The organism is Oceanicaulis sp. HTCC2633 (assembly GCF_000152745.1).
In the GTDB taxonomy this organism is placed as follows: domain Bacteria; phylum Pseudomonadota; class Alphaproteobacteria; order Caulobacterales; family Maricaulaceae; genus Oceanicaulis.
Genome location: NZ_CH672428.1, coordinates 1,081,002 through 1,093,251 on the forward strand (window position 1 = coordinate 1,081,002; position 12,250 = coordinate 1,093,251).

Genomic DNA, 12,250 nt, shown 5'->3' on the forward strand with positions numbered 1-12,250 from the left:
CTCCACTATCGAACAAATGGGGAACGCACCATGATTGGCTATGTGACGATCGGGACAAATGATCTTGAGAAAAGCGCGGTCTTCTATGACCGCATTGCAGCGCTGCTGGATACGCCGCGCATGATGGAGGATCCGGGCAATTTCATCGCCTGGGGCAAGCCTGATGGCGGCGCCGGGATTGGCCTGACCAAGCCCTTCAATGGCGAGCCCGCCACGGTTGGCAATGGCGTCATGGTGGCTCTGGCGGCCCGTGACGAGGCGCATGTGGACGAGATCTACAAGACCGCGCTTGAACTGGGCGGAACATGTGAAGGCGAGCCGGGCTGGCGCGGCGACCAGTTCTACGCCGCCTATTTCCGCGATCTCGACGGCAACAAGCTCAACGCCTTCATCATGAAGATGGGCTGACGCCTCGTTTTTTGCGCCATGACATAATGGCGCTCCAGAGGCCCAGACCGGCGCTGGCCCCCATCATGAGGGCCAGCGCCAGGGCCAGGGCGACCGGAATCGTCCAAGCGCCCAACACGTCCTGCTCGACATTCTGGTTGTTGGCCGTGCCGAGAAGCCAGACGCCGTCAGAGAGCCTGAACACCCCCACGGACTGCGGATCGCTCATGCGCGCCAGAGCGGCCGCCAGCATCAGCATGGCCAGAATTCCGGATGCTCCGCGCGCCAGACTGGCCGCAAAACGGACCATCTTTCTGCGGGCGCCCCCGGACGGCGCTTCAAGAGGCGCTTCGCTCCATTCAGCCGCGATCTCTTCGGGCACGCCCAAACGCGCAAGGGCTTCATCCACACGCTGAACACTGGCTTGCGGGTCCGACTCCAGCGCCTCGATCAGATGGCTCTCGAGCTGATCTCGGGCATTGTCGCGCGCGACTGCGTCTCCGACATAGGCTTTTGCGAAGCGATCAAACCAGTCCCGTGCATGAACACGCGCTGCTTTGTCAGCAAGGTCCTGAACTCTGACAAGGTTCATCAAAATCCCTCCTGAATGGCGTCGGCCAAGTGTGCGAAGCGCGTCCCGAGACGCTGTAGCGCCTCCCGGCCAGACTCCGTGATCTTGTAGACCTTGCGGGCGGGTCCGGGCCGTGAGGTATCCCATTCGGTTCCGACCCACCCCTCCGCCTCAAACCCCGACAGCAGAGGGTAGAGCGTGCCTTCAGGTATCGAGGCGCCGAAAACGGCATGAAGCGATTGCGCGAGGGCATAGCCGTGCTGCGGCGAACCCGCGAGCGCAGACAGGGCAGCCAGACCCAGCAACCCCTTGCGCATTTGCCGGTCCAGCTTGGCCTCACTGTCTGTCATGGCGGTTGGTTCATCCCGTGTCAGTCCCCGTCCCGAATAGCATTTAAATCGAAAACTTGAATACCTTGTATTTCGAGGCATTGTCTTTTTCAGGTTAAATCTGGAGGTCGAAATGAGGTCGTTTTCACGCTTGTCGCTCGCCATGCTGATCGGATTGTCAGTGCTTGTCGGCGCATGTTCAGCACGCGCGGATCCAGGAGCGGATGGCCCGCCGACGGCGGATGCCCTGTTTGACGCCTATCTGGAGGAGGATCGAGCGCTCGAAGCCGAGCTCAGAGCCCTTGCCCCCGAGGCGACGCTGGAGATCCTGCAACAGCGCACGGCGCGGGATCAGCGTGTCCGCTTTCTGATGCTTGAGATGCTCGAGACGCCAGGCGCAGGGCCGAATGAGGCCACGCTGACCTGGCTGCGTCTGATGCGGCACATGAACGGCATTGATCGCGAAAACGCGAACTGGCTCAAAGACCAGCTGTCTCAGATCGTCTGGTTCACGCGTTCGGATTATGGCGAGGAAGCGGACAATAACGCATTCCTGATCGTCCAGCACGCCACTCATGACCCCGACTTCATGAGAGATGTTCATGTGCGGTTTGCGCGTCTGGCCGAGAGCGGAGAGATTGCGCCTGACAACTATGCCCTCCTGACCGATCGACTGGCCGTCATGGACAACGCGCCTCAACCCTATGGGTCGCAGTTTGAATGCGTCGACGGCGAGCAGCGTCTGCAAACGCCGCTGGCAGACCCGGAAGCCGTGGTTGATGCCCGGCGCGCTGAGGTGGGGCTGCCGCCATTGGCGGATTACATGGCCGTACTGCCAGACTGCAGCTCGCTTCCGGGCGGCGGATAGGCTTTGAGAGGCAGGAGTGTGATGCGCCCGCCCTCTTTAACCCAGTGGGCGCATCACCTATATTCATGATGTTCGCTTCGGCGGACTATGGCGATAAACGCGCGTGTAATAACCAGGCTGGACCCGGGTGCGAATCCCGGCGGCTCCACCAATCCTCTTCCGCACGTTGGGCGGCGAGCATGGGGCCGAATAGGATCGACAGATGGCTAAAGACGTGGCTTTCGCCCGAATGGGCTTCGTTACCAGCCCATATTTAGTAGTTGCCAACGACAACTATGCTGAAGAGGTCGCTCTCGCTGCATAGCAGCGCGGGTATCTCGCACTTAAGTCCTGACCTCTAGCAAGGTCAGGCGGGGCTCGGGGGCGCCTGGCAACAGAAGCCCCCACTTTCCCGCCCTTTCGACGAAGGTCGCATAGCCCAACCCGACATGCGGAAGGTTTTGTTAATCGATCCGCGCCGAAGCTTGAGCGACAGATTCGATCCGTTTGGGGACCGGCATGTCATCCCGACCTGACCCCGCCGACTCTTTTGCAAGCCCAGAAACGTCTGAACCCGCTGAGGCGTCCCGTTCAGATGCGCTCTCCGCCTTCGGCGTGTCCATGGCCGACGTCTCTGGCCTGATCGATGAAACCTCCCAGGCCATTCTCGGACTGAAAGACGCCTTCGCGGCTCTGGGCCAGGACGCCGAACAAACACTGGGACAGAGCCGATCCATCCTGTCCGTGACGGAAGAGACAGAGACCCATGCCCGCTCCGCCGCATCCGCGATGGCTGAAGCGCAGGGTGCGCTGAACCGGACGGGAGAGGACATCTCCACGCTCGTTTCGACGGTCAGCGCCATGCAGGATCAGGTCAGGGTTCTTCTGGATGCGCTCAACCGGGTCGGGGACATGTCCGACGCCATCGAACGCATCGCCAGCCAGACCAATCTTCTGGCTCTGAACGCCACGATCGAGGCTGCACGCGCCGGAGAGGCTGGCCGCGGCTTCGCCGTGGTCGCCGGCGAGGTGAAGGCGCTGGCCGGCGAAACCGCCAATGCGACGCTCACGATCCAGGGCCTTCTTACGGAAATCCGCGGCGAAAGCGACGCCCTGGTCAATCTGGGGCGGACCGCGGCGGGCGCCGGAGATCAGGTCAGCGAATCCACCACGCAGCTGAGCGCCCTGGTCAACGGCATGTCCGACTCCGTCTCGGGGATGTCCGCCTCCAGCGCAGCCGCGGCGAGCGATGCACGCGCCATTCAGGATCGCACGGCGGATCTGACCAGCAAGGTGCGAGACCTGAACAGCGTCGTCAGCCGCTCGAGCGAAGCGCTCGACCAATCCGCCAGTCGGATCAGCACCACTGTCGACGAGGCCGACGCCATGGTCGTGCGCGCCGCCATGTCCGGCGCACAAACGCGCGACAGCGCTTTCATTCGCACGCTTCTGGACGCCCGTGCGAAGATCGAGACGGCCTTTTCAGAAGCCATTGCGAACGCAGAGGCGCAGCTGGAGGACTTCTTTGACGATCGGTACCGCCCGATCGAGGGAACGAATCCCCAGCAATTCATGACCCGGTTCACGCCGATCACCGACCGCCTGCTTCCCCCGATTCAGGAAGCCGTGGCGGAGAGCCATCCCGATATCGTGTTCTGCGCGGCGGTGGATCAGAACGGGTATCTTCCAACCCATAACCTGAAATTTTCCAGACCCCAGGGCGATGACCCGGACTGGAATGCGGCCCATTGCAGGAACCGGCGCATCTTCAATGACCGCGTCGGTTTGCGCGCCGGTCAGAACACCGAGCCTGTCCTGCTTCAGACCTATCGTCGGGATATGGGCGCGGGCCGCTTCGTGATGATGAAGGACATCAGCGCCCCCATTCATATCGGCGGCAGGCACTGGGGCGGCTTGCGCCTTGCCTATCTGTCGGAAGCCTCGGCCTAGGCGGTTCGCACCGATGCCGACGCCTTGAGTCCCCGCCCCGCTTCCGACACGGCGTCCGACACCGCCTGAACCAGCACATCCTGGCGCAGGGGTTTGGCCAGCGTATCCACAAAGCCGGCCTCGATGTAGCTTTCCACCTGATGGGCCATGATATTGGCGGTCATCGCGATCACCGGCGGCATGTCACGACCGTCCGCCTTGCGGGCGGTCTGCAGATCGCCCAGCACCGCCACGCCGTCCCGTCCCGGCATGCGGATATCCATCAGAACCAGGTCGAAGTCGGCTTTTGTACAAAGGTCGAGCGCCGTCTGGGCGTCACCGGCCAGGCTCACTTCGACGTCACAGGCCCGCAACAGGCCCGCCGCGACGGTCTGGTTGGTCTCGCAATCATCGACCACCAGAATTCTCAGCCCGTGCGGCAGGGTGTCGGCACAATCACAGGACGGCTTCACGATGACGTCCGCATCCCCGCTGCCGACCGGACGGAAGGGCAGGTAGACGGTGAACAGCGTGCCCACATCAGGCTCGCTCTCCACATCGATGCGTCCCTTCATGACTTCCAGCAGACGCTTGACGATCGAAAGGCCGAGCCCCGTTCCGCCATATTCACGCGAGGTGGAGGCGTCCGCCTGCGTGAACGGCATGAAGACCCGTTCGAGCTGATCGACCGTCATGCCGCAGCCCGTGTCACGGACCCGCAGGATCAGCTCTTCGGTGTCCTCATCCTGAGCGAAGCTGAGCCGGACTCCGCCCTTGCGGGTGAACTTCAACGCATTCGAGACCAGATTGTGCACGATCTGGCTAAGCCGCGTCGGGTCGCCGACCCGCAGACTGTGCGCGCTGACCCCCTGCTCGTAGCGCAGTGAAAAACTCAGTCCAGCCTTCTCGGCCTGGGGCGCGTACAGGGCTTCGATCTGCTCCGCGACATCGCCCAGCACGAACTCGACGGTCTCCACATCCATCTGGCCGGCATCGATCTTGGCGAGGTCCAGAATGTCATTCAGGGTCGACAGCAAATGGTCGCCGGACATCCGGATCACCTCGACCGCCTTGCGTTGGCGCTCATCGAGTTTGGACAGGGCCAGCACCGCGGTCATCCCCAGAACCCCGTTCAGGGGCGTCCGGATCTCGTGACTCATATTGGCCAGGAATTGCGACTTGGCCTGATTGGCCTGCTCGGCCTTGGCCTTCTCGGCGGCGAGCGCCTTGACGGCCGCCATCATGTTGAAGCGGAAAAAGGCCGCCGAGACATATACGAAGATCTGCGAGAGGATCAGCCCCGCCAGCAAGGTTTCCAGAGATGACGGCGCGGCGCCGCCTGCCCGGCTCATGAAATAGGTCGCCAGATAGACCCCGATGCTGAACAGCACGATCATCAGGCCATCTGACACGCCCAGCACCAGACAGAAGGTCAGAACCGCCGGGATCAGACCCAGATTGCAGACATTGGTCAGGTTGCCATTGATCAGCGACAGCAGGCCGAGAACCCCCACCACCGTCAGGCCGATCACCCGAACGCGAAGATTGAAGTTCGAGCGCCCGTTGATGAGGTAGGGCGCGATCAGCAACAGCGCCGATACGGCGAAACCCGTTCCGACCTCGGCTGCGTAATCGGGCAAGAAGCGGGTATTGATGATGTTGACGCACAGACCGCTCAACCCCGCAAGGATGCAGAAAACGGTCAGCAAACGCTCGGAAGCGACCCCCATGCGGTCCTGACTGCCCGAGACGGGCCAGTATCGATCGAGTACAGAACGCATCATCCGCCTCCCCGGGGCTGCAAGCCGCGTCCATCCCCGGCGCCCCGCTCCACCCCAGCTCGATACACCACAGACCTTAGGGTTTCGTTGCCAGAATCCTACACAAATGGCGCGATGTCACCTTTTACGATTGCCGAGAGCCGAATTTCTCCCGATCGACGAAATCGCACAGGTGCGCACAGCGGCCACGATCGATTGACGCCTCGCAGGGAACAAGTACCCTTCCCTCCAGATTGCCGTGGCTGGGAAAGGGCGATGCAGGTGGCCAAAGACCTGATGCAATATGAACAGCTCGCGCAGGAAGCTCTGCGCGATGTTGTTCGGAAGTCTCTGGAACGGGCGGCGGGCGACGGCCTGCCGGGCGCGCACCATTTCTACATCACGTTTCGCACCTCCGATCCGGGATGCGATATCGATGAATCCCTCGCCAGCGCCTACCCCGAGGAAATGACGATCGTACTGGAACATCAGTTCTGGGATCTCGAGGTCGATGACGCAGGCTTTGAAGTCACGCTGAAATTCGGCGGCGTGCCGAAATATCTCAAGGTGCCGTGGCGCGCGGTGACCCGCTTTCATGATCCCAGCGTCGGCTTCCGTCTGCACTTTGATTACGCCGCCCCCTCGCCGGACGACACTCCGGGCCAGGGCGATGGCGACGACCAGGTCAATGAGGGCACGGTCGTCAGCCTTGAAGCGTTCCGGAACAAAGAGTGAGTTCGTCGCCGTCACGCAGGGATGAACTGGTCGCGCTGTTTTCCGATCCGGACCATTTGCCGGCGGCCACGCGCCATTTCGGCTTTTCGCTGATCGATCTTGATCCCGAGGCGAACTGGGTGGAAGCCTGGTTCGAGGCGCGCCCCGATTTTCTCAATCCCAACGGCTCCATCCAGGGCGGCATCGTGACCGGTTTTCTGGATGAGGCGATGAGTCTGTCGGCTTTCGTCGCCGGCGATTTGAAAGCGGCTGTGCCGACACTTGAAATGAAAACCAGCTTCCTGCGCCCCCTGATGACTGATCGCGCCCGGGCGCGTGGCCAGGTCGTGCGGCTGGGCTCCAGCGTCATTTTCACTGAAGGCTGGCTGTGGAACACCGAAGGCGTGCTGTGCGCCACCGCCAGCGCGACCGCCGCGCGACGCCCGTTCGGGGATGACTGAGCTTCCAGGCAAAGCGCGCCATCTGGCGCTCATCGCCCTGTCCCAGGTTCTGGCCCTGTCTGTCTGGTTTGCAGGCGCAGCCGCGCTGCCCGGGCTGCAGGACACGGGCGCGCTTTCCACATTCGACGGCGCCGCACTCTCCAGCGCCGTCCAGCTGGGCTTCGTGCTCGGGGCGCTTGCCAGCGCCAGTCTCGGCGTGGCGGACCGGTTTGACGCCCGCAAGGTCTTTGCGAGCGGAGCCTTGCTGGCAGGCCTCATGAGCCTGTGCGCCCTGCTGACGCCGCCGGGATCCCTGCTCATGCCGTTCAGTCGGATGATCGCCGGCGCCGCACTCGCCTTTGTCTATCCGGTCGGCATGAAGCTCGCGGCCAGCTGGGCGAAAGGCGATACGGGCCTCCTGATCGGCCTGCTTGTCGGCGCGCTGACCCTGGGCTCCGCCAGCCCGCATCTGGCGCCGCTCCTGACCGACGGACTGGACTGGCGCGCGCCATTCGCCGTGTCGGGTCTGGCGGCCCTGGCCAGCGCCGCCCTGATCCTGAGCTCGAGGGCCGGTCCGGCTTTTCGACGCGCTCCGGGTTTTGACCCCCGGGCCATACGCCTGACCCTGAGGGACCCGGGATTGGCGCGCGTCAATCTGGGGTATCTGGGCCATATGTGGGAGCTCTACGCCTTCTGGGCTTGGGTCGGGGTGTTTGTTGCGATGTGGACGCAGGAGCGTCAGCTCGCCCAGAGCATCTCGGGGCCAGGGCTGACCTTCGCGATCGTCGCCATAGGCGCGGTCGGCTCGCTGGGCGCAGGCTGGCTGGCGGATCGGGCAGGCCGCACCCTTGTCACGAGTCTCGCCATGACGCTTAGCGGAAGCTGCGCCCTGCTGAGCGCCTGGGCCTGGTCAGCGCCCGCCCTCGTCATGATCGTCCTGCTGCTGATCTACGGAATCACGGTCATTGCGGACTCGGCCCAGTTTTCCGCGGCGGCCGCCGAGCTCGCCCCCCCAGACAAGGCAGGCTCCATACTCACCCTGCAGACCGCGATGGGCTTTGCCCTGACCCTGGTCACGGTGCAGCTGCTGCCGGTCTGGGCGGAGCATATCGGCTGGCGATTCGCCTTCTGGCCGCTGGCGCTTGGGCCGATCGTCGGGGTCTGGGCCATGCTCAGCCTGAGACGCCGGCCGGAATCCCGGGCGCTGGCTGACGGACGTCGGTGAACGCCTTTAGTGCAAACATATATTAACCGGCGAAGCGCACACCATGGTTAAGGATTGCGCTGTCCCTGCCTGAAAGTCTGACACGAGCTGCGCAATCGAGCAGAAAGACAGGGGTCGAACCATGATCAACAAGCTGGATCAGTTCTCGCTGACAGCGCGTCTTCGCATGATTGCGGGGGCGTCCATCATCCTGATGCTGGCCTATGTCGGCGCCAACTTCCTGATGGGCACGGTCAGCCAGCGCGTGGATGACCGCGCGACCAAGGCGACCGAGAACCTTGTTGCAGCCAGCGGACTTGAGAAGGACCTCACCTCTCTGCTGCGCGACACCTACCTCATGGCCAGCGCGCCGACGCCGGAACGCCGCGACGCCGCCCTGGGCAATCTGGCGGACTTCGAAACATCGCTGAGCGATGTCGAGGCCATCGTGACAGATCCTGTCTTCCGCGCCGCGCTCGCCGAGATCCGCGCCGACGTCCCGGGCCTCAATCAGCTGATCGAGACGGCGGCGGCGAACATCTCGACCTATTCCGATGTCGAGATGCAGCGCTTTATCGACGCCCTTGCGGTGTATGACGACCGGATGGACACGAATATCGAGGTGGTCCGGGATGGCGAACGCGCCCTTCTGGACGAGGCCTGGGCCGCTCGCGACAGTGTTGCGGCGACCTCTCAATGGGTCAGCCTGGTCGCCCTGGTGCTGACCGCTGCGGGTCTGATGGCCATGACCCAGATCATTGGCGGCAGCATCACCCGCTCCGTCAGCTCGATCCAGTCCCTGGTCGGCAAGCTGGCGGATGGCGAACGCGACATGTCGATTGACGAAACCCGCCGCAAGGATGTGTTTGGCGATCTCGGCCGCGCGATCGCCACGCTTCAGTCCGCACTGAGCAACGCCGACGAGGTTCATGCGAACCAGACCCGGGAGGCCGCCCAGCGTCTGGAGCGCCAGAAAGAGATCGAGAGCGCCGTGGTGCGCTTCGAGAGCAGCTCCACCGAGCTTCTGAACTCGGTCATGGCCGCCTCCCAGCAGCTTTCCTCCTCGGCCTCGCAAATGCAAAGCTCTTCCAGCGAGGCTTCGGGCCTCTCCCGGGATGCCCAGACCGCGTCGGGCGCGGCCGCATCCGGCATTCAGGCCGTCGCCGCCGCCTCCGAGGAGCTCGCCGCCTCAATCCGGGAAGTGTCCGAGCAGGTCACCCGGACGTCAGAACTGTCGCGTGAAGCCGGCGACGAGACCGAACAGAGCTCTACGGTCGTGACCCAGCTGTCCGAGGCCGCACAGGCGATCGGCGAGATTGTCACGCTGATCGAAACCATCGCTGACCAGACCAATCTGCTGGCCCTGAACGCCACCATCGAGGCGGCCCGCGCGGGTGAAGCCGGCAAGGGCTTCGCGGTTGTCGCGAGCGAAGTGAAGGAACTGGCCGAGCAGACCAGCAACGCCACCCAACAGATATCCGCCCAGATCACCGCGATCCAGTCCGCCTCCGAGAAGACGGCCGCCTCGACGGACCGCACCCTTCAGGCGGTGCGCCAGCTGGGCGAACTGGCCACCAGCTGCGCTGCGGCGATCGACCAGCAACGCGTGGCCACCACCGAGATCGCAGAATCCGCCCAACGCGCCGATTCCGGATCCAGCGACGCTGCATCAAGCGTCGCCAAAGTGGTGGAGTTCACCCACCAGACTGACGAGATTTCCAAATCGGTGCTGTCCGCAGCCCAGGAAATGGCGGATCGTCATGAAGCCTGGAAGGAAGAGTTCGAGAGCTTCGTGCAAACAATGCGCGCCTCCTGAACCCGTCTCACATCATGCAAAAAGGGGCGCACAGCGCCCCTTTTTTTGTGTCGCGTCACTCGCGCCTGACGGCGCAACCGAAAAAGACAACAACCCTAGGGCAAGACTAATTTAATAACCGGCCGCTCAGGATCGGGAGAATGTTGGCGCGTGATTCTCTTTTAACGGGAACACATCTGATGCTGGAGACCCTCATGTCGAACTGGACGTCTGCTCTCTCGCCGTTTTCCCGTCAGGGGCTTCCGACCCTGCCTCTCCTCCTCCTGCTTGTGTACGCAGTGACGAGCTCGCTGCTGGGGGCCTCCATCCGTCATCTGGAAAACCAGTCCCGTGACAGCGTGGAGCTGACCTACGCCGCTTCCACTCTGGGCAAGGACCAGGCGTCCCTGATGCGCGACGCCCAGGCCATGATCGGCGCGCCCAGCCAGCTGCGCATGCAGGCGCTCCTCATCAATTTGGAAGAATATGAAGCGGCCCTAGACGCGGTCAGGCTCAGGACCGATCGGGACAGCGCGCTCCAGGCGCCTCTGGATGAGCTGGAAGCCGCACTGCCGGCCATTCGCAGCGTCATGCTCCAGGCCGCCCGGATGGATGCGGACCGGGCGGACGCGGCGATCCAGGCACAGGTCATGGAGCTGACGCGCCTTGATGAGGCAATGCAAGGCCAGCTTGCGCAGCTCGACACCCGACTCACCAGCACGCCCGGTTATGCAGAGCCCTTGGCCAATCAGCTTCGTCGGCTGTCCTGGATCGTGCATCTGCTCGCCATTCTTTTGGTGGGCGGTCTGATTTTCGGAGCCATAAGGTCGTCCAGGCCTCAGGATCTGAGCGCGCAGATCGCAGACTGAATACGCCTCCCAGATGCGCATAACCCCATCCAGTTGATCTGGATGGGGTTTTCGCGTTCGGTCATGCTGAACACCTGACTAACCAAACTTGAAGCATTTCAGTCCGTAATGCCTGCAGTATCGGGTGGCCTGTTGGGGGCGTCCGGTTTGGCATTGTCTCCAACCGAAGAGGCTGGACATGAAATCTTACAAACTCTCCCTGCTGCTGGGGGCAGGCGCCGCGCTTCTCCCTCAGGCGGCGCTGGCGCAGTCGGCGGAGGTTTTCGGCGACTTCCGGGGCCGCTATGAATCCGTGGAGCAGACCGGCAAGCTGGAAGCGGAGTCCCTGACCCTGCGCAGCCGGGTCGGCGTACGCTTCAAACCGGCGGATACGCGCTTCTCCTTCCTTGCGGAAATTGAAAACAACATCACGCTGGCCGGCGACGAGGATCGCAACACCTCGCTTGATCCGTTGCCGCAATACGCCACGATCAACGATCCGGATTTCACCGAGCTCAACCGCGCTCAGCTGGGCTTCAAGCCCAACGAGGACTGGTCCTTTACGGTGGGCCGTCAATATCTGGGCTTTGATGGCAATCGCATCATCGGCTCACCGGGCCACCGCCAGGACAAGAACTCGCACGACGCCGCCATGGCGACCTTCGGACGCGGCGCCTTTGAAGCCAGCTATGTCTATCACTGGCAGCTCAATCGTGGTCCGGGCGATGACGTCAACTGGGAAACCGACGCGCATCTGTTCCATGCGAGCTATGACGTCAATGACGCGCTGAAACTGTCCGGCTTCGTCTACCTGATCGACATTCCCGAACCGGGTCGCGAGAACCTGTCCAACACCACCTATGGCGCTCGCCTGACCGGCTCGACCACCTTGGGCGAAGTCGGCGTCAGCTATGATCTGCTGGTGGCGGCGCAGAACGACTCCGGATCCGCCACCGCGGACTTCGACAACACGCTGATCGATTCCGGCGTCGCCTTCTCGCGCAACGGCGCTCGTCTCGCTCTCGGTTATGATGTGGTGTCCGGCGATGGAACCTACGCATTCGCCAACCCGTTCGCGGCCAATCACGGCACCGCAGGTTGGGCGGACGTGTTCCATGGCGGCGGCCGGGCAGCTCCGGCGAACGGTCTTGAGGACTTTCATGTGGAAGTCAGCTATGGCGCGAGCGTCGAGGCGTCCGCGATCGAGAGCTGGCGCGCCGGCCTGATCTGGCATGAGTTCGAGGCGGAAAACACCAGCGACGATCTGGGTCAGGAACTGGACCTGTTCGTCAGCTTCAGTTTCGCCAATGATGTCAGCCTGTCGTTTGAAATGGCCGATTATGACGGCCCGGACGCCGCCTATGCGCCAGCGGACCGGACCAAATACTGGGTCACGCTGGGTTACAAGTTCTAGACCGAGCCAGAC

The 12,250-nt window shown here is 62.9% G+C and carries 12 protein-coding genes and 1 other RNA gene; 10 read left to right on the forward strand and 3 right to left on the reverse strand.

The annotated features are described in order from the left end of the window. The first annotated feature begins 30 nt into the window (after window positions 1-30). Window positions 31-408 (forward strand): VOC family protein, encoded by a 378-nt coding sequence (locus OA2633_RS05250; protein ID WP_009801451.1) that lies wholly within the window; start codon window positions 31-33, stop codon window positions 406-408. On the opposite strand, the gene OA2633_RS05255 is transcribed toward OA2633_RS05250, so the two are convergent. Beyond that, window positions 392-979 (reverse strand): hypothetical protein, encoded by a 588-nt coding sequence (locus tag OA2633_RS05255; protein WP_009801452.1) that lies wholly within the window; start codon window positions 977-979, stop codon window positions 392-394. The two genes, OA2633_RS05250 and OA2633_RS05255, sit on opposite strands and share 17 nt — an antisense overlap. Next, entirely contained in the window at window positions 979-1,308 is a 330-nt protein-coding gene (locus OA2633_RS05260) for a PadR family transcriptional regulator (protein WP_009801453.1), read from the reverse strand. The genes OA2633_RS05255 and OA2633_RS05260 overlap by 1 nt, the downstream gene beginning before the upstream one ends. Window positions 1,309-1,420: 112 nt before the next feature. Here OA2633_RS05260 and OA2633_RS15220 point away from each other — a divergent pair, with 112 nt between their 5' ends. The 3 genes from OA2633_RS15220 to OA2633_RS05270 all read left to right on the forward strand — a co-directional run bounded on the left by OA2633_RS15220 (window position 1,421) and on the right by OA2633_RS05270 (window position 4,084). After that, window positions 1,421-2,155 carry a DUF6624 domain-containing protein gene (locus tag OA2633_RS15220; RefSeq protein ID WP_156776123.1) on the forward strand — a complete coding sequence of 245 codons (735 nt, stop codon included), beginning with the start codon at window positions 1,421-1,423 and terminating at the stop codon, window positions 2,153-2,155. 31 nt (window positions 2,156-2,186) lie between these two features. Further along, window positions 2,187-2,543, forward strand: a transfer-messenger RNA (tmRNA) gene (gene ssrA / locus OA2633_RS15765). A 212-nt stretch (window positions 2,544-2,755) separates the two neighbouring features. Further along, entirely contained in the window at window positions 2,756-4,084 is a 1,329-nt protein-coding gene (locus tag OA2633_RS05270; protein ID WP_162010967.1) for a methyl-accepting chemotaxis protein, read from the forward strand. Here the strand turns inward: OA2633_RS05270 and OA2633_RS05275 are convergent. Next, on the reverse strand, window positions 4,081-5,847 hold the full coding sequence (locus tag OA2633_RS05275) for an ATP-binding protein (protein WP_083783204.1): 1,767 nt from the start codon (window positions 5,845-5,847) through the stop codon (window positions 4,081-4,083). The genes OA2633_RS05270 and OA2633_RS05275 overlap by 4 nt on opposite strands. Before the next feature lie 252 nt (window positions 5,848-6,099). Here OA2633_RS05275 and OA2633_RS05280 point away from each other — a divergent pair, with 252 nt between their 5' ends. From OA2633_RS05280 to OA2633_RS05305, 6 genes are all read left to right on the forward strand, one after another. Continuing rightward, the gene (locus tag OA2633_RS05280; protein ID WP_009801457.1) at window positions 6,100-6,558 is read left to right on the forward strand and encodes an SspB family protein; all 459 of its coding nucleotides are present in this window, start codon (window positions 6,100-6,102) and stop codon (window positions 6,556-6,558) included. After that, window positions 6,555-6,998 (forward strand): PaaI family thioesterase, encoded by a 444-nt coding sequence (locus OA2633_RS05285; RefSeq protein ID WP_009801458.1) that lies wholly within the window; start codon window positions 6,555-6,557, stop codon window positions 6,996-6,998. Before OA2633_RS05280 ends, OA2633_RS05285 begins: the two co-directional genes overlap by 4 nt. Beyond that, window positions 6,991-8,202, forward strand: a complete 1,212-nt coding sequence (locus tag OA2633_RS05290; protein WP_009801459.1) for an MFS transporter — start codon at window positions 6,991-6,993, stop codon at window positions 8,200-8,202. Before OA2633_RS05285 ends, OA2633_RS05290 begins: the two co-directional genes overlap by 8 nt. 121 nt (window positions 8,203-8,323) lie before the next feature. Next, on the forward strand, window positions 8,324-9,997 hold the full coding sequence (locus tag OA2633_RS05295) for a methyl-accepting chemotaxis protein (RefSeq protein ID WP_009801460.1): 1,674 nt from the start codon (window positions 8,324-8,326) through the stop codon (window positions 9,995-9,997). 194 nt (window positions 9,998-10,191) lie between these two features. Continuing rightward, window positions 10,192-10,845, forward strand: coding sequence for a hypothetical protein (locus OA2633_RS05300; RefSeq protein WP_156776126.1), 654 nt, complete (start codon window positions 10,192-10,194; stop codon window positions 10,843-10,845). Window positions 10,846-11,023: 178 nt separating this feature from the next. Continuing rightward, the gene (locus OA2633_RS05305; protein WP_009801462.1) at window positions 11,024-12,238 is read left to right on the forward strand and encodes a hypothetical protein; all 1,215 of its coding nucleotides are present in this window, start codon (window positions 11,024-11,026) and stop codon (window positions 12,236-12,238) included. The last annotated feature ends 12 nt before the right edge of the window (window positions 12,239-12,250 follow it).